Here is a 16037-nt window from a genome sequence, read left to right on the forward strand (position 1 = left end):
ACCTTGCCGTAGTCAGGCAAGCCTAACCGAACCGTGGAGGAACCTTGTCCAGAGCGTTGTTGGCGAGACGGAGCCTGGTGATCATCGCCGTGGCCGCCGCGGTGGCCGCCTGCGGGCCCGCTCCCGCCACCCCGCAGGGCGGTGGCTCGGCCGCCCCCGCGGCGGGTTTCCCCAGGACGGTCAAGCACGCCATGGGCGAGACCACGATCCAGGCCGCGCCCAAGCGGGTCGCCGCGCTGGACGCGAGCTTCGTGGACGCGGTGATCGCGCTGGAGACCGAGGTCGTCGCCTTCACCAGCTACCGCTCGATCGGTGACCGGGTGCCCGACTACCTGGGCGAGGAGGGCAAGCGGCTCAGCGCGGGCGCCAAGGCGGTCGGCACGCTGGCCGAGCCCAAGATCGAACTGCTGCTGAACCAGAAGCCCGACCTGATCGTCTCGGCGAAGGTGCGCCACGAGGCGATCTACGGCCAGCTCAGCGCCAAGGTGCCGACGGTGTTCAGCGACACCACCGGCCCGACCTGGAAGCAGAACATCCGCCTGGTCGGCAAGGCGCTCGGCAAGGAGGACCTGGCCGAGAAGAAGATCAAGGCCTACGAGGACCGGGCCCGCCGCATCGGCGACGCGATCCGGGCCAAGGAGGGCAAGAACCCGACGATCTCCATCGTCCGCTTCGTCGACGGCCCGACCCGGCTCTACCAGCAGGCCAGCTTCTCCGGGATCGTCATGAAGGACGCGGGCCTCGCCCGTCCGGCCCCGCAGGCCGCCGAGTCCTTCGCCGCCGAGATCAGCGAGGAGCGGATCAGCGACGCCGACGCCGACAAGATCTTCGTGGCGGCCTACCCCGACGAGAAGGGCCAGTCCGCGGGCACCAAGCAGCGCTTCGAGACCAACCCGCTGTGGCGCCCGCTGGCGCCGAAGGTGGTCGCGGTCAACGACCTGACCTGGGTGACCGCGGTGAGCCTGCAGGGCGCGCACATCATCCTCGACGACCTGGCCAAGGCCTTCGGCGTGGACCCCGCCAAGAGCTGAACGCGCACGACCGGAAGCCGACCGCCCCCGAGCCCGCTGCCCGGGGGCGGTCACGCGCCGGTTCCGAGGTGGTTGCGGAGCACCCGCCGAAGCCCTCCAGGAAGTTAGGGCACCCTATCCTCACTCGTGAAAAGGATTGACGACTCTTGGAGGAGACCTTGAGGACAAGGGCGCTGTTGGCCAGGCGGGCGTTCGCCGGAGTGGCCGCCTTGACCGTGGCCGCCGTGGTCGCGGGCTGCGGCGGGGCCGCACCGAGCTCGCCACCACCGGCCTCCGGCCAGGCGGGTGCGGGCTTCCCGAGGACCGTCAAGCACGCGATGGGCGAGACGACCATCGCCACCGCGCCGAAGAAGATCGCCGCGCTGGACAGCAGCTACGTCGACGCGGCCTTCGCGCTGGAGACCGAGGTCGTGGCGTTCACGCTGTTCCCGCTGACCGGCGACAAGTTCCCGGACTACCTCAAGGCCGAGGCCGAGGTCTACGGCCGCAACGCCAAGGCGGTCGGATCGCTGGAACAGCCCAAGGTCGAGGAGACCCTGGCGCTGAACCCGGACCTGATCGTCTCGGCGAAGGTGCGCCACGAGCAGCTCTACGGCCAGCTCTCCGCGCGCAAGCCCGCGGTGTTCAGCCAGACCACCGGGCTGACCTGGAAGGACAACATCCGCCTTCTGGGGACCGCGCTCGGCAAGGAGGACCTGGCCGACAAGAAGATCAAGGCCTACGAGGAGCGCGCCCGCAAGCTGGGTGAGTCGATCCGCGCCAAGGCGGGCAAGAACCCGACGATCTCCGTGGTGCGCTTCGTCGCGGGCCCGACCCGGCTCTACACGCCGAACAGCTTCGTCGGCATCGTGCTCAAGGACGCGGGCCTGGCCCGTCCGGCCTCGCAGGACGACTCCAAGGCCAAGGACATCTCGGTGAACGTCGCCGAGGAGCGCATCCTGGACGCCGACGCCGACGCGGTCTTCGTCTCGGCCTTCCCCGACCCCAAGGGCGACTCCGCGAAGGCCAAGGAGAAGTACCTGGCCAACCCGCTGTGGAAGCAGCTCAAGGGCAAGGTCACCGACGTCCAGGACGGCACCTGGATCGCCTCGGTGAGCCTGCAGGGCGCGCACGCGATCCTGGACGACCTGGCCAAGGCATTCGGGGTCGACCCGGCGAAGAGCTGATTCGAGATCTCGGAGAAACGCGAGGACCCCTTCAGCGGTTCACGACTGCTGAAGGGGTCCTTTTTGCACTTCTGAACCGATCGGCGCAGAACCGGTCGGCTCAGTTTTCGTTGTGGTAGGACTCCAGCACGTCGGCCGGGATACGACCGCGGTCGGAGACCTTCATGCCGCGCTTGCGCGCCCACTCGCGAATTGCCTGGTTCTGCTCGCGGTCAGCGGCGGCCGGGCGGCCGGGACGCGCGCCGGAACGACCACCGGCGGAACGACGCTTGCCGCCGACCTTGCGCGAGCTCGCGATGAAGTCGGCGAGGGAGTCGCGCAGCTTTCCGGCGTTACCCCCGGAAAGGTCGATCTCGTAGGACACCCCGTCGATTGCGAACTCGACGGTCTCCTCGGCCTCGGAACCATCGAGGTCGTCCACCAAGGTCCGGATGACCTTCTCAGCCATGCGTCTTCCTTCCCTGAAATCCGGCGACGTGTGCGGTCCGGATGCGTTCCCCAGTCGCCAGCTCGGCAACGAGACTGATCGCGACATTAGCGCAGCTCTGTTCAAAAGAGCAGACGCCGCTCGGTCTCAAAGTGGTGAACGTCATTCAGGTCGGACAAGTGGGAAGAGGATCGTCTCGCGGATACCGAGGCCGGTCAGGGCCATCAACAGGCGATCCATGCCCATTCCCATGCCGCCACTCGGTGGCATTCCGTACTCGAGCGCTCGCAAGAAGTCCTCATCCAGCCGCATGGCCTCGACGTCCCCGGCGGCCGCGAGACGGGCCTGGTCCTCGAAGCGCTGCCGCTGCACAACCGGGTCGACCAGCTCGGAGTACCCGGTGGCCAGCTCGAAGCCGCGCACGTACAGGTCCCACTTCTCGGTCACCCCGGCGACGCTGCGGTGCTGACGGGTCAGCGGCGCGGTCTCGGTTGGGAAGTCACGCACAAAGGTCGGCAGGTGCAGGTGGTCTCCCACCAGGTGCTCCCAGAGCTCCTCGACCAGCTTTCCGTGGCCGAGGGCGGGGTCGGTGGAGATACCGCGCGATTCCGCGTGCTTGCGCAGCAGCTCCACCGAGGTGGCCGGAGTGATCTCCTCGCCGAGGGCCTCCGACAGGGAGCCGTACATCGTAATTGTCGTCCACTCGCCGGAGAGGTCGTACTCCGTGCCATCGGCCAACGTGGCCACCTGCGTGCCGAATACGGCCTGCGCCGCTTCTTGGACCAACTCCCTGGTCAGCACGCCGATGGTGTCGTAGGAACCGTAGGCCTCGTATGCCTCCAGCATCGCGAACTCCGGCGAGTGGGAGGAGTCCATGCCCTCGTTGCGAAAGTTGCGGTTGATCTCGAAGACCTTCTCGATACCGCCGACGACGCACCTCTTCAGGTACAGCTCGGGCGCGATTCGAAGGTAGAGATCGGTGTCCATGGCATTGGAGTGCGTGACGAATGGCCTAGCGGAGGCGCCGCCGTGCAGCGTCTGCAACATCGGCGTTTCGACCTCGAGGAATCCGCGCTCGTGGAAGGACTCGCGCAGTGATCGCATCACTCCGGAGCGCAAGCGAACGGTATCCCTGGCCTGCGGACGCAAGATGAGGTCGACGTAACGCTGGCGCACTCGGGTCTCCTCGGAGAGCTCCTTGTGCGCGACCGGGAGCGGGCGCAGCGTCTTCGCCGCCATTTGCCATTCCGTGACCATCACCGACAATTCGCCGCGCCGCGAGGTGGCGACCTCACCGCGGACGAACACGTGGTCACCCAGGTCGACGTCGCTCTTCCACGCGGCCAGCGCGTCGGCGCCAACGCGGTCGAGGCTGAGCATCGCCTGGAGCTCGACGCCGTCGCCCTCGCGCAGCGTCGCGAAGCAGAGCTTGCCGGTGTTGCGCACGAACATCACGCGGCCGGTGACCCCGGCGACCAGACCGGTCGAGGTGTCCGGCTCCAGGTCCGGGTAGGCCGCGCGGATCTCGGCGAGGGAGTGGGTGCGCTCGAGCACGACGGGGTACGGGTCGACGCCTGCCTCCAGCAGGCGCTCCCGCTTTTCCCGGCGCACCCGCATCTGCTCTGGCAGGTCGTCTTCGCTGGTCGCAGGCTGCTGCTGGGGCTTTGAGTTCACGGTGGAAAAGGGTACGGAACCCCCTGTCCGCGAGGCGAACGGGATACGGTCTGCCGATGGACGACGCCGCAACGAAGGCCCGCCGCGCCCTGTCCTTCGGAGCGCGTGCCGCCCAGTACGCCGAGCACCGGCCCGGCTACCCCGCCGAAGCGGTGCGCTGGGCGCTGGAGCCCGTGCGCGACCGCGAGCAGGTCCGCGTGCTCGACCTGGGTGCGGGCACCGGGAGGCTGAGCGAAGCCCTGCTGGAGGAGCCGGTCGCGGTGATCGCGGTGGAGCCGGACGACGCCATGCGCGAGCAGCTGCTGAACCGGCTCTCCGGCCTGGCCGCTCTGAAGGGCACCGCCGAGGACATCCCGCTGCCCGACGACCGGGTGGACGCGGTCCTGGTCGGGCAGGCCTTCCACTGGTTCGACCCGGAGCTGGCGCTGCCGGAGATCGCGCGCGTGCTCAAGCCCGGCGGGGTGCTCGCGGCGCTGTGGAACCACGACGACGACCGGGTGCCGTGGGTGGCCGGGCTCGCCGACATCACCGGCACGAAGGTCCGCTACACCGAGCACCAGCACGACCGTTCCGAGCTGCTGCCGGAGAACGACGTGTTCACCGCGTTCGGCCAGCGCACCTTCGAGCACTCGCAGCGCAGGACAGCGGCCACGCTCACCGAGACCGTCGCCACCCACTCGGTGACGCTGATCAAAGAGGAGGCTGAGCGCGCGGAGACCCTCGCCCGCGTGCGCGCCTACCTCGACGCGACCCCCGAGACCGCCGACGGTGAGTTCGACCTGCCGCTGGTCACGACCGCGATCCGCGTCCGCAAGCTCTAGCTACTTGGTGTTGCGCTCGTAGACCAGCTTCAGGCCGAGCAGCGTCAGGTCGGAGACGTGGTGCTGGATGGTCGAGGACTCCGCGAGCACCAACGGCGCGAGTCCGCCGGTGGCGATCACCGTGACCGGGCCGGAGTCCGTGGCCTCCAGCTCCGCGACGATCCGCCGGACCAGGCCGTCGACCTGGCTGGCGAAGCCGTAGAGGATGCCGGACTGGAGGCACTCCACGGTGTTCTTGCCGATGACCGAGCGCGGCCGGACCAGCTCCACCTTGCGCAGCTGGGCGGCGCGCGCGGCGAGGGCGTCCACGGAGATCTCGATGCCGGGCGCGAAGGCCCCGCCGAGGAACTCGCCCTTCGCGGAGATCACGTCGATGTTGGTCGAGGTGCCGAAGTCCACCACGACGCAGGCGGTGTCGAAGAGGTGGTGCGCGGCCAGCGTGTTGATCACGCGGTCGGCCCCGACCTCCTTCGGGTTGTCCACCAGCAGTGGCACTCCGGTGCGCACGCCGGGCTGGACGATGATGCGCGGCACGTCGCCCCAGTAGCGCCCGAGCATCACCCGCAGCTCGCGCAGCACCGACGGCACCGTGGACAGCGCCGAGACCCCGGTGATCTTGTCGGCGTGCTCGCCGAGCAGTCCGCGCGTGGTCAGCGCCAGCTCGTCCGCGGTCATCCTGGCGTCGGTGCGCATCCGCCAGTCGCGCAGCAGCGTGGTGTCCGCGCCGTCGCCCGCGTACAGGCCGAGCACGATGTTGGTGTTGCCGACGTCAACGGCGAGCAGCACGGGGAACCGCCTCTCAGTCCTCTGCCTGGATGAGCTTGTCCAGCCGGGCCGCGTCGACCGTCTCGGCCGCGGGCTCCTCGGGCTCGGTCTCCGCGCCGCTGGTCAGGCCGGAGCCCTCGGGCGCGAAGGCCGGGTCGGTGCCCAGCTCGACGATGGAGTTGCGCGCGTCCACGAAGATCACCTTCGGCTGGTGGGCGCGCGACTCGACGTCGTCCATCAGCCCGTAGGCGATCAGGATGACCAGGTCGCCGGGGTGCACCAGGTGCGCGGCGGCGCCGTTGATGCCGAGCACCCCGCTGCCCCGTTCGCCGGGGATCACGTAGGTCTCCAGCCTGGCCCCATTGGTCACGTCGACGATCGCCACCTGTTCGCCCGGCAGCAGGTCCGCGGCGTCCATCAGGTCCTCGTCCACCGTGACCGAGCCGACGTAGTCCAGGTCGGCCTGGGTCACCGTGGCCCGGTGGATCTTCGATTTGAGCATGGTGCGGAACATGGGGCTGCCCCTCTCACCCGTGGAGTTCCGGTGTCCCCCCGCTCTCGGGCACGCCGAGCAGCACGGGGGTGTTGTCGATGAGTCTGGTCCCGCCGACCCTGGCGGCGACGAGCAGCCTCGCCTCGCCGGTGGCGGGAGCCGGTCCGAGGTCCTTGCCGCGCAGCTCCAGGTAGTCCACGACCACCTCGGGGTGGGCGTCGAGCACCGCCCGCGCCGCCGCCACCCCCTGCTCCGCTCCCTCGATCGCGGCCTCCGTGCCCGCGGACAGCGCCTTGGGCAGCGCCAGCGCGCTGGCCCGCTCCGCCTCGGAGAGGAAGCGGTTGCGGGAGGACAGCGCCAGGTGGTCCTCGCGGTCGCGGACGATCGGAACGCCCACGACGGAGGTCTCGAAGTTCAGCTCGCGCGCCATGCGCTTGATCAGCACGAGCTGCTGGTAGTCCTTCTCGCCGAAGAACGAGTGGTCCGGCCGCACGATGTTGAACAGCTTCGCCACCACGGTGAGCACGCCCGCGAAGTGGCCCGGCCGGACCGCGCCCTCCAGCTCATCGCCAAGCGGCCCAGGGTGCACGGTGACCTGCGGGGAGTCGCCGTAGATCGCCTCGGCCGCGGGTGCGAGCACCAGTTCCACCCCGGCCTCCCGGCACTTGGCCAGGTCGTCCTCCAGGGTGCGCGGGTACTTGGCCAGGTCCTCGTTCGGCCCGAACTGCAACGGGTTCACGAAGATCGACACGACGGTCACGGTGTTCGGCAGCCGCCGCGCCATCCTGATCAGCTCCAGGTGGCCGTCGTGCAGCGCGCCCATCGTGGGCACCAGCGCGATCTTCCTGCCGACGCCGCGCAGCGCCCTGGTGACCTTGCCGAGCTCGACGGGATCGGTGTGCACCGTGAGCTCGTCGCGGGTGAACTTCGGCGTGCTGGTGGTCATCGCGGGTCCTCGGGGGGTTCGGGCAGTCCAGGGAGTTCGGAGCGGACGGCGTCGGCGGCGCCGGGTCGCAGCAGGCCGGAGCGCTCTGCCCGGTCGGCGGTGCGCCGGGCCAGCGCCAGGTAGGCGGGCAGCGCCTCCGGTGACGAGCGGCGGAGCACGTCGACGTGGGAGCGCACCGTCCCGGCGTCACCTCGGGCGACGGGGCCGGTGAGCGAGCGGTCGCCCAGCCGGAGCACGTTGTCCAGAGAGGCGGACAGGATCGGCGCCAGCACGCGTTCGGCGGGCCCGATCCCCGCCTCCCGCAACAGGTCCGCGCACTCGGCGACCAGGGTCATCAGGTGGTTGGCACCGTGCGCGATCGCCGCGTGGTAGAGCTTGCGGGCCGATTCGGGCACGCGCACCGGCTCCGCGCCCATCTCCACGACCAGGGCTTCGGCCACGTGCCAGGCGACCTCGTCCTCATCGGCGGCGGTGATGCCGACGCAGCACGCGGCCATCCGCTGGAGGTCCTCCTCGCGGCCGGTGAAGGTCATCACCGGGTGCAGTGCCAGCGGCAGCACGCCGATCTCGGTCGCGGGCCGCAGCACCTCGACGCCGTTGGCGCCCGCCGTGTGCACGACGATCTGCCCCGCGCGCAAGGAGTTCGTCGCGACCAGACCACGCACCAAGCCGCTCAGTTCGTCGTCCGGCACCGCGAGCAGCACCAGATCCGCCTTGCGGGCGACCTCGTCGGGGGCGAGCACCGGGACTCCGGGCAGCAGCTGCTCGGCGCGGGCGAGGGAGGCGCTGGACACCGCGGAGACACCGTTGACGATGTGGCCGGCTCTGGCCAGGGCGGCGCCGAGCACCGATCCGACCCGGCCCGCGGAGATCACTCCGACGGCGAGCCGCGCGGGGCGCTCTGACGTCATCGTCCTGCTCCTCGTGGTGTTCCAGGCCCACGTCCTCCGCGGGTACCGGACAGCGGCGCGAGACTAACCGCCGTGAGGGGGTCCGCGCCGACGCTGGTGACAAGCTTCACCTGGGGCGTCCGGGACGGCGGCGGGGCTGGCGGTTGTTCGAGATCCCCAGCGCGCCGGGGGCGTTCACCGCGGCGGCCCGCGCCTGGTGCAGCGTGGCCAGCAGCTCCGCGTGCCGCTGGTCGGAGTCGCCGCCGCAGGTGCCGTTGTGCATGCGGTGCCGCACGAACGCGAGTTCGGTGACCGCCGTCTGGTACCCGGCGACGGCACGCGCGGCCTCCTCGCCCGCGCGGTGCCGGACCCGGCCGAGCCACCAGCGCCTGCCCGCCATGCTGGCCAGCAGCGCAACCTCGCTCGGCGCGATCCAGCCCGCTTCCGCCATCGCGGGCAGCTGGTCGACCACGATCCGCTGCTCGCGGCGGCGCTGCCAGACCACCAGCCAGATCATCCCGGCGAAGATCGGCACCATGATCAGGAAGTAGACGTCGAGGAAGTCCAGCCCGCCGCCGAGCGTCGCCGCCGCGTTCCACAGCACGTGCAGGCCGATCGCGAGCAGGAAACCCAGCAGCGGCGCGAAGAACCGGACCGCGGCGCGCGAGCTGCCCGCCGCGAGGCCGAGCCCGATCCCGGTCATCGCGGTGAACAGCGGGTGGGCGAACGGCGAGAGCACTCCGCGCAGGATGAACACGGCCACCACCCCGCTGGTGGCGTTGCCGAAACCGGCCTGCGCGAAGCCCTGGCCGAAGTAGAAGATGTTCTCGGTGAAGGCGAACCCGGCCGCGGTGACGCCCGCGTAGACGATGCCGTCCACCACGCCGTCGAACTCGTGCCTGCGCCGCAGCATCAGCGCGAGCGGGAACAGCGCCTTGGCCGTCTCCTCCACCAGCGGCGCCGAGACCACCGAGCTGAGGAAGTCACCGCCGGACGGGCCGAGCAGCAGGTCACCGACCGCGCGGGCGCTGTCGTTGATCAGCAGCGCGCTGATCGTCGCACCGCAGGCCCCCCAGAGGAACGCGGCGAGCAGCAGCCGGGTCGGTTCGGGTTCCCAGCGGTCGATCCACAGGAAGGCGCCGACGACGAAGCCGACCGGGACCAGCGCCGTGCCCGCCCCGATCAGCACGGCCAGCAGGCCGACGCGCGAGGTGGCCATCCCGAGCAGGATCAGGCCGCACGTGCCGAGCAGGATCAGGCCGATCACCGAGCCGATGACGGCGCGCTGCTGTCGGCGTTGCTGAGCCGGCCGGGCCGGGAGCTCATCCGTGGTCACGATGCGTGAGCCTACGGTTTCGCCCCATACCGCTCGGAACGGACGTGCCGGTCCCGCCCGGACGGCTCGGTAGGGTCCCCGTTCCGTGCGGGACTGGCGGCAGGCGTGGCAGGCGGCGCTGTACTCCCCCGACGGCTTCTTCGCCCGGGGCGAGCGCCCGTCCGCGCACTTCAGGACCTCGCCGCTGGTCGGCCCGGAGCTGGCGCAGGCGCTGCTCGAACTGCTCTCCCGGGTGGACTTCGCGCTCGGCCGCCCCGGCTCGCTGGACTTCGTGGACGTCGGCGCGGGTGGTGGCGAGCTGTCCGCCGCCGTGCACGACCTCGCCCCGCCCGCACTCCGTCGGCGCCTGTGCGTGACGGCCGTGGAGTTCGCCCCGCCCGCCGTGCCCACCGGGGTGCGCGTGCGCCGCGACCTCCCCGAACAGGTCGTGGGGTTGCTCGTCGGCCACGAGTGGCTGGACTCGATCCCGTGCCAGGTCGTCGAAGTCCACAGTGGACAGACCAGCGCCATGCACGTCGACGACCACGGCACCGAGTCCCTCGGCCCGCCCGTCACCGGCCCGGCGCTGGAGTGGCTGCACCGGTGGTGGCCTCTTGCGGAGCGAGCCGAGGTCGGCCTGCCGAGGGACGAGGCCTGGGCCGACGCGGTCGGGCGCGTGCGCGCGGGAGCGGCGCTGGCCGTCGACTACGGGCACCTCCGGTCGCGGCGGCCCCGCTTCGGCACGCTGACCGGCTATCTGGGCGGCCGCCAAGTTCCGCCGATCCCGGACGGCAGCCGCGACCTGACCGCGCACGTCGCGATGGACTCGTGCGCGGCGGCGGCCGGAGGTGGCGTGATCACTTCGCAGGCCACCGCGCTCGCGGCCCTCGGCATCTCCGCTTCCGCGCCCGCGTCCGGGCTCGCCGCGACCGATCCCCTGCGCTGGCTCGACGAAGCCGCCCGAGCAGGCCGGATCGCCGAGCTGACCGACCCGATGGGGTTAGGCGGATTCCACTGGCTGCTGCATGGAAGCATGCTCCCGTGAGCAGGCAGGAAACGATCGGGGTGGGCGCGGGCGCGGCCTACCTCGGAGTCGACCGGGTGATCGACCTCGGCCCGCTGCACCCGGCGGCGCACGGCGCGTACCGGCTGCGGCTGCGCCTGGAGGACACGGTCGTGACCGAGGCGGAGCCCCTGGTCGGCCACCTGCACCGGGGCGCGGAGAAGCTCTTCGAGGTCCGCGACTACCGCCAGGCCCTCGCGCTGGCCAACCGCCACGACTGGCTCGCCGCGTTCTGCAACGAGGTCACGCTCGCCCTCGCGGTGGAGCGGATGACCGGAATGGACGTGCCCCCAAGGGCTTTGTGGCTGCGCAGCCTGTTGTGCGAGCTGAACCGCATGCTCGCGCACCTCGCGTTCCTGGCCCCGCTCACCCGCACCCCGGACGGCTCGTCGACGGCGGGCACCACCGCCGCGCAGCAGGGCATGCACGCCGTCCAGTCGGTCATGGAGGAGGCGACCGGCGGGCGAATCCATTTCATGGCAACGAGAATCGGCGGCCTCCGCGAGGACGTGCCCGCAGGCTGGACCGCCAACGTCGCCGCCGCTCTGTCCACTGTGGACCTCGGAGTCATCCGTCAGTCCACTGTGGACGATCCTGGTTTTCGCGCCCGCTACACGGGAATCGGCGTGCTCTCCGGAGACGACGTGCTCGAACTGGGCGTCACCGGCCCGGCCGCGAGGGCGAGCGGCGTGGACATCGACCTCCGCCGCGACGACCCGACCTGCGCCTACGGCGAACTCACCGTCGAGCCCGTGCTCGGCACCACCGGCGACGCCTTGGCCCGCGTCGAGTGCATGGCGGGCGAGATCGCGCAGTCCGTCCGCCTGGCCCGCGAATGCCTCGACCGCCTACCCGGCGGCCCCGTGAACGTGCGCCTGCCCAAGGCGGTCAAGGCTCCCGAGGGCTCGGTCTACACCTGGCTCGAAGCGCCGTTGGGCGTCAGCGGCGTCTACCTGGCCTCGCGCGGCGAGAAGACCCCGTGGCGCCTGAAGCTGCGCACGCCGTCCTTCAACAACGTCCAAGCCCTGGCATCCCTGCTGCCCGGAACACGAGTGGCCGACCTGCCCGCCGTGCTCGGCTCCTTCGCCCTCGTCGTGGGCGACATCGACAAGTGAGCCCTGGTTAGTCGTCGGCGCGGCGGCGGCGTCGGCGCGGGGAGTCGTTCACGCCGTTGGCCGCCAGCAGGTCGCTGACGGAGAGCCCCGCTCCTGAGGAGTGGTTGCCTGCGGCGGGCACGGGCGGCTTGGCTGGCGCGGCGTCGGACAGTTCCGGGTTCCAGGCTCCGGTGGAGTCCCAGGACGGAGCGACCCCCTCGGGGCGACGGCGGCGTCCGGTCGACGACGAGGTGTCCCGGCGCGGCGGCGGGTCGTCCTGCGTGGCCCACTCCGCGTTCACGTCGACCTTCGGCGGCGGAGGCGGCGGGGTCGGGGTCGGCTTGGGGGCCTCGCGCTGGGACTCGGCGAGCTTGTCCATCCAGCTCGGCTCGGAGTCACCCCGGTGCCTGCGGCCGCTGGAGCGCACGGGCTCGACGTACGGCTCAGGCTCGGGTTCAGGCACAGGCGCGGGTTCCGGCTCGGGCTCGGGCAGGGAGAACGGCTCCGCGAGCGAGGACAGCGCCGAAGCCTCGGGCTCGGCACGACGGACTTCGGGCTCCGGACGGCGCGGCGGCTCGGACCTGCGCACGGGTTCCGTCTCGCGCACCTCGGGCTCGGGCTCCGGGAGCGGTGCGGGGCGGCGGGCCTCGGGCTCCGGACGACGCGGTTCGGGCTTGGGCTCAGGAGCGCGCTCCGGCGCACGGTTGACGACCTGCGGCTCACGCACCGGCGGGCGGGTGACAACCTGCGGTTCCGGGCGTTGCGGCTTGGCGGGCGGGGTCGGCGCCACAGCTGGAGCTGGCGCCGGTGCCGGGGCGGGCGCGGGTGCAGGCGTCGGCGCTGGTGTTGGTGCCGGGGCGGGCGCGGCCATGCGGCCGGAGTCACGTGACCCCTGCGGCGGCTGAGCGGGCGCGGCCATCCGACCGGAGTCACGTGGGCGCTGCGGCGGCTGAGCGGGCGTGCGCTCGTGCACCTCGGTGGTCTCCGCCGCGGTGACCGGCGGCGCGGTGACCGGCGGCGCGACGGCGGGCTGCTGGGGACGCGTGACGGGCCACGCCTCAACGACCTCGGGCATCGCCGCAGCGGGCTGCATCTGGTGGTCGCGCCGTTGCGGCATGGACCGGGTCGGCTCAGGACGCTGAGCGGGCTGCGGGCGCTGCGGGCGGGACGGCTCATTGCGCACGGGCTGCGGACGACCGGACTCGACGCGGCGAGCGCTGTCCTTGGCCATCACCTGCGTGTGCGCCGCGTCCGCGCGCACCGGCTGCTGCCGCACCTGCGCCTGGGCGGGCGCGAGCTTGCGGCGGTGCTCCTCGGTGGTCGTGATGATCCGGCTCTCGCGGCTGTCCGCGATGGCCACAAGGCGGGCCTGGTCCAGCGCGCGCATCCGCGTCGCCTCCGCGCGCAGCGCCACCCGCTCCACCAGGACCTCGCCGCCCAGCAGCGCCTCCAGGTTCTCGCGCAGCGTGCGCAGCTCACTGCGGAGGTCGTCCAGCTCGTTGCGGGACTCGTCCTCCAGCTGGCGCCGGGTGTCGGCCTCGACCTCCAGCTCGTACTCGCGGCGGGCGGCGCACTCGCGCTCCAGCTCCAGCTCGTAGACCCGCTGCAGCTCCTCCTCGCGCTCCTCGCGCTCCACGGCCTGGTTGCGGTAGCGGGCCGCGGCGAAGGCGGCGAGCAGGGCCGCCCAGAGCGCGGCGACCACGGCCAGGCGCAGCCAACGGGACGAGTCGCTGAACACCAACACGGCCGCGGCGACCACGGCGAAGGACAGCACTGCCACGACCAACGCCAAGCCCATGCCACGGCCAGTGCTGCGCTCGGACGAGTCGCTGCGGCCGGTCATACGCTCTACGGTACCTGGCGGTTATCCGACCGAGACCTCCTCCGCGGGCTCATTCCCGTCTCGGTGCAGGCACGTTGTGATCCACATCAGATTTTCTGCTCAGCGCCGAAGCCTGGTGATCTTGTCCGATTCGTCCGGGTCCTCGGGGGTCCGGCAGCAGTGCTCCAGCCAGAGCGCGCCCCCGACCAACACCGCCGAGCTGACCAGTCCGACGACCGCCGCGAGCGTGTCCCCCGCCGCCGCTTCAAGATCGGCGAAGCGCGGTGCCACGTAGAGCAGCACGGCACCCCACACCCCGGCCATGATGGCCCCTGCCAGCGAGGACGCCTTCGACAGCGCCACGGCGCGGGCCGCGACGAGCGCCTCGACCGGCACCGTTCCCGGCTTGCGCTGGATGCGCGAGCGGAGGCTGAACCCGAACCACGCCTCGACGCCGCCGAGCACCAGGAAGGTCAGCCCGATGAACGCGGGCAGGCGGGGCAGCGAGTTGTACCCGGCGATCAGCAGCAGGTGGGCCAGCAACGCCGCCACCACCGCCGCGACGGCCAGATCCCGTGGCCTGGTGAATCTCACACTCCCATCCTGACGCCTCCGCCCTTGACAAGACAATTAGCTAATAAGCAAACTGCCTAAGTGACAACGATCGACGTGTTGAAGGCGCTGGCCAACGAGCGGCGGATGCAGATCCTGGACTGGCTCAAGGACCCGACGCGGCACTTCCCGCCCCAGGTGGACGGGGACCTGGAGCGCGACGGCGTGTGCGCGCTCTACATCGCCGAGAAGCTCGGCATGAGCCAGCCGAGCGCGGGCGAGCACCTCAAGGTCCTGGCCGCCGCCGACCTCGTCATCGGCACGCGGATCAAGCAGTGGGTCTTCTACCGGCGCAACGAGGAGCGCATCGAGGAAGTCCGCGAAGCCTTGAAGGACCTGTGATGTACGAGAAGCTCATCGACCTCCTCGACAGTGAGGGCGCCCGCTACCGCGTGCTCGACCACGCACCCGAGGGCCGCACCGACCTCGTCAGCGAACTGCGCGGCAACGCCCTCGCCCAGGCCGCGAAGTGCGTCGTCGTGATGGTCAAGATCGGCAAGAGGACCAGGCGCCACGTGCTCGCCGTGGTGCCCGGTGACCGCAGGGTCGACCTCGCCGGGCTCAGAGACCTGCTCGGCGGCAGCTACGCCGCGTTCGCGTCGCAGGAGGTCGCCGAGGCCCTCGCGGGCAGCGCCAGCGGCACGATCCTGCCCTTCACCTGGCACCCCGACCTCGAACTCATCGTCGACCCCGCGCTGGTCGAGCAGGAGGAGCTGTACTTCAACGCCGCTCGCCTGGACCGCTCGATCGCCTTGTCCACCAACGACTACGTCGCGATCACCCGCCCCAGGGTCGAACGCATCGCCACCGCCGCCGCAGGGAGCACCCCGTGACCGAGTACTCCATCACCACCGAAGCGCGCTTCGCCCACCTTGAGCGCATCGACGTCGGCCTCCTCGCCGCCGCCGTCACCGAGCAGTGGCACAACCAGACGCTGTGCACCGTCAACGACTCCGTCGTCCGGCTCGGCGTGCTCGAAGGCGAGTTCCACTGGCACAAGCACGACAACGAGGACGAGTTCTTCTACGTCGTCGAAGGCAAGCTGATCATCGAGGTCGAGGGCCACCCGGACGCCGAACTCGGCCCCGGCCAGGCCTTCACAGTCCCCAAGAACGTCATGCACCGCCCCGTCGCCCCGACCCGCACCACCGTCCTCATGGTCGAGCCCGGCACCGTCATTCCCACCGGCGACTGACCCGGCACGGCCAGGGTTTGGGCGTCTTCAACGACAGCAAACCCCGCGAGACCGCAGGGTTTGCGGCGGTTAGCGATGATCAACAGAGGGGTTTGCTGGTCTTGAAGACACCCCAACCCCGGCGACACACCGTGGCCGGACTCCTCTGTTCGACCACTTGCGGCGCACTGGCGGCTAGGTGAGGGCCAGGTCGGTTCTGCGGTGGACGCCGTCGGTGGAGAGGCGGGCCAGGAGGTCGCGCACGGAGCCGTGGCCGGGCAGCACGGCGTCGGGCTCGACGTCGAGCCACGGCAGCAGCACGGTGGCGCGGTCGGGCGTTCCGGGGTGTGGCAGCAGGAGGTCGGGGTGGTCGGAGGCGATGCCGTCGACGGCGACCACGTCCACGTCGAGCACCCGCGGCCCCCACCGCACGAGGCGCTCCCGACCGGCCTGCTCCTCCAGGTCCTGACCGCGGCGCAGCCAGTACCACTCGTCGGCGTCCGGGGCCTCGACGACGAGCACGGCGTTGAGGAAGTCCTCCTGCTCGACACCGCCCCACGGAGCCGTCTCGTAGACCGACGACACCGCGACGAGCTCGGGGCGGAACCCGTCGACAGCTGCTTGGAGGAAACCCAATCGGTCCCCCATGTTCGAACCGAGCGACAGCACAGCCCTGCTCATGCCGCCTCCGCGGGGAGAAGTACGTCGGCGGTGCTCATGCCGCCTCCGCTGGGAGAAGTACGT

At 71.1% G+C, this 16037-nt stretch carries 18 protein-coding genes; 8 read left to right on the forward strand and 10 right to left on the reverse strand.

The genetic code is table 11. The features are described 5' to 3' along the window. Positions 1-44 precede the first annotated feature (44 nt). On the forward strand, positions 45-1031 hold the full coding sequence (locus ABD798_RS06375; protein ID WP_344871589.1) for an ABC transporter substrate-binding protein: 987 nt from the start codon (positions 45-47) through the stop codon (positions 1029-1031). 146 nt (positions 1032-1177) lie between these two features. Continuing rightward, positions 1178-2197, forward strand: coding sequence for an ABC transporter substrate-binding protein (locus ABD798_RS06380; RefSeq protein WP_344871592.1), 1020 nt, complete (start codon positions 1178-1180; stop codon positions 2195-2197). Positions 2198-2297: 100 nt separating this feature from the next. Here ABD798_RS06380 and ABD798_RS06385 read toward each other — a convergent pair whose 3' ends face one another. Both ABD798_RS06385 and lysS read right to left on the reverse strand, forming a co-directional pair. Beyond that, positions 2298-2645 (reverse strand): histone-like nucleoid-structuring protein Lsr2, encoded by a 348-nt coding sequence (locus ABD798_RS06385; RefSeq protein ID WP_086826837.1) that lies wholly within the window; start codon positions 2643-2645, stop codon positions 2298-2300. 141 nt (positions 2646-2786) lie between these two features. Beyond that, the gene (lysS, locus tag ABD798_RS06390; RefSeq protein ID WP_344872902.1) at positions 2787-4241 is read right to left on the reverse strand and encodes a lysine--tRNA ligase; all 1455 of its coding nucleotides are present in this window, start codon (positions 4239-4241) and stop codon (positions 2787-2789) included. A gap of 113 nt (positions 4242-4354) precedes the next feature. On the opposite strand from lysS, the gene ABD798_RS06395 reads away from it, so the two are divergent. Continuing rightward, the gene (locus ABD798_RS06395; RefSeq protein WP_344871595.1) at positions 4355-5119 is read left to right on the forward strand and encodes a class I SAM-dependent methyltransferase; all 765 of its coding nucleotides are present in this window, start codon (positions 4355-4357) and stop codon (positions 5117-5119) included. Here the strand turns inward: ABD798_RS06395 and ABD798_RS06400 are convergent, their stop codons facing one another. The 5 genes from ABD798_RS06400 to ABD798_RS06420 all read right to left on the reverse strand — a co-directional run bounded on the left by ABD798_RS06400 (position 5120) and on the right by ABD798_RS06420 (position 9549). Then, positions 5120-5905 (reverse strand): type III pantothenate kinase, encoded by a 786-nt coding sequence (locus tag ABD798_RS06400; RefSeq protein ID WP_344871597.1) that lies wholly within the window; start codon positions 5903-5905, stop codon positions 5120-5122. 13 nt (positions 5906-5918) lie between these two features. Further along, complete coding sequence (gene panD / locus ABD798_RS06405) at positions 5919-6398, reverse strand: aspartate 1-decarboxylase (RefSeq protein WP_344871599.1); 480 nt, start codon at positions 6396-6398, stop codon at positions 5919-5921. A gap of 13 nt (positions 6399-6411) precedes the next feature. Next, positions 6412-7323, reverse strand: coding sequence for a pantoate--beta-alanine ligase (gene panC, locus ABD798_RS06410; protein ID WP_344871601.1), 912 nt, complete (start codon positions 7321-7323; stop codon positions 6412-6414). Further along, the gene (locus tag ABD798_RS06415; RefSeq protein ID WP_344871603.1) at positions 7320-8234 is read right to left on the reverse strand and encodes a Rossmann-like and DUF2520 domain-containing protein; all 915 of its coding nucleotides are present in this window, start codon (positions 8232-8234) and stop codon (positions 7320-7322) included. The genes panC and ABD798_RS06415 overlap by 4 nt, the downstream gene beginning before the upstream one ends. 106 nt (positions 8235-8340) lie before the next feature. Next, positions 8341-9549, reverse strand: a complete 1209-nt coding sequence (locus ABD798_RS06420) for a PrsW family intramembrane metalloprotease (protein ID WP_344871605.1) — start codon at positions 9547-9549, stop codon at positions 8341-8343. Between the two features lie 85 nt (positions 9550-9634). Between ABD798_RS06420 and ABD798_RS06425 the strand changes: the two genes are divergently transcribed. Together ABD798_RS06425 and ABD798_RS06430 are read left to right on the forward strand one after the other, a co-directional pair. Next, on the forward strand, positions 9635-10573 hold the full coding sequence (locus tag ABD798_RS06425; RefSeq protein WP_344871607.1) for an SAM-dependent methyltransferase: 939 nt from the start codon (positions 9635-9637) through the stop codon (positions 10571-10573). Then, positions 10570-11706: an NADH-quinone oxidoreductase subunit D gene (locus tag ABD798_RS06430; protein ID WP_344871609.1), complete on the forward strand. Its 1137-nt coding sequence runs from the start codon at positions 10570-10572 to the stop codon at positions 11704-11706. The genes ABD798_RS06425 and ABD798_RS06430 overlap by 4 nt, the downstream gene beginning before the upstream one ends. Before the next feature lie 7 nt (positions 11707-11713). On the opposite strand, the gene ABD798_RS06435 is transcribed toward ABD798_RS06430, so the two are convergent. Next, on the reverse strand, positions 11714-13528 hold the full coding sequence (locus ABD798_RS06435) for a DUF6779 domain-containing protein (protein ID WP_344871611.1): 1815 nt from the start codon (positions 13526-13528) through the stop codon (positions 11714-11716). A 99-nt stretch (positions 13529-13627) separates the two neighbouring features. Then, entirely contained in the window at positions 13628-14101 is a 474-nt protein-coding gene (locus ABD798_RS06440; protein ID WP_344871613.1) for a DUF3180 domain-containing protein, read from the reverse strand. A 60-nt stretch (positions 14102-14161) separates the two neighbouring features. Between ABD798_RS06440 and ABD798_RS06445 the strand changes: the two genes are divergently transcribed. Genes ABD798_RS06445 through ABD798_RS06455 form a run of 3 tightly spaced genes read left to right on the forward strand, consistent with a single transcriptional unit; the run spans position 14162 to position 15314 of the window. Then, entirely contained in the window at positions 14162-14461 is a 300-nt protein-coding gene (locus ABD798_RS06445) for an ArsR/SmtB family transcription factor (protein ID WP_344871615.1), read from the forward strand. Then, positions 14461-14952, forward strand: a complete 492-nt coding sequence (locus tag ABD798_RS06450; protein ID WP_344871617.1) for a YbaK/EbsC family protein — start codon at positions 14461-14463, stop codon at positions 14950-14952. Before ABD798_RS06445 ends, ABD798_RS06450 begins: the two co-directional genes overlap by 1 nt. After that, complete coding sequence (locus ABD798_RS06455; protein ID WP_344871619.1) at positions 14949-15314, forward strand: cupin domain-containing protein; 366 nt, start codon at positions 14949-14951, stop codon at positions 15312-15314. Before ABD798_RS06450 ends, ABD798_RS06455 begins: the two co-directional genes overlap by 4 nt. A 174-nt stretch (positions 15315-15488) precedes the next feature. Here ABD798_RS06455 and folK read toward each other — a convergent pair whose 3' ends face one another. After that, positions 15489-15974 carry a 2-amino-4-hydroxy-6-hydroxymethyldihydropteridine diphosphokinase gene (gene folK, locus ABD798_RS06460; protein ID WP_344871621.1) on the reverse strand — a complete coding sequence of 162 codons (486 nt, stop codon included), beginning with the start codon at positions 15972-15974 and terminating at the stop codon, positions 15489-15491. Between the last annotated feature and the right edge of the window lie 63 nt (positions 15975-16037).

It is taken from the genome of Allokutzneria multivorans (assembly GCF_039537405.1).
In the GTDB taxonomy this organism is placed as follows: Bacteria; Actinomycetota; Actinomycetes; order Mycobacteriales; family Pseudonocardiaceae; genus Allokutzneria; species Allokutzneria multivorans.

Coding starts and splice junctions, on each gene's coding strand:
- ABD798_RS06385 (WP_086826837.1), bottom strand. CDS start 2,645: ATGGCTGAGAAGGTCATCCGGACCTTGGTGGACGACCTCGATGGTTCC.
- lysS (WP_344872902.1), bottom strand. CDS start 4,241: ATGCGGGTGCGCCGGGAAAAGCGGGAGCGCCTGCTGGAGGCAGGCGTC.
- ABD798_RS06395 (WP_344871595.1), top strand. CDS start 4,355: ATGGACGACGCCGCAACGAAGGCCCGCCGCGCCCTGTCCTTCGGAGCG.
- panD (WP_344871599.1), bottom strand. CDS start 6,398: ATGTTCCGCACCATGCTCAAATCGAAGATCCACCGGGCCACGGTGACC.
- panC (WP_344871601.1), bottom strand. CDS start 7,323: ATGACCACCAGCACGCCGAAGTTCACCCGCGACGAGCTCACGGTGCAC.
- ABD798_RS06415 (WP_344871603.1), bottom strand. CDS start 8,234: ATGACGTCAGAGCGCCCCGCGCGGCTCGCCGTCGGAGTGATCTCCGCG.
- ABD798_RS06435 (WP_344871611.1), bottom strand. CDS start 13,528: ATGACCGGCCGCAGCGACTCGTCCGAGCGCAGCACTGGCCGTGGCATG.
- ABD798_RS06450 (WP_344871617.1), top strand. CDS start 14,461: ATGTACGAGAAGCTCATCGACCTCCTCGACAGTGAGGGCGCCCGCTAC.
- folK (WP_344871621.1), bottom strand. CDS start 15,974: ATGAGCAGGGCTGTGCTGTCGCTCGGTTCGAACATGGGGGACCGATTG.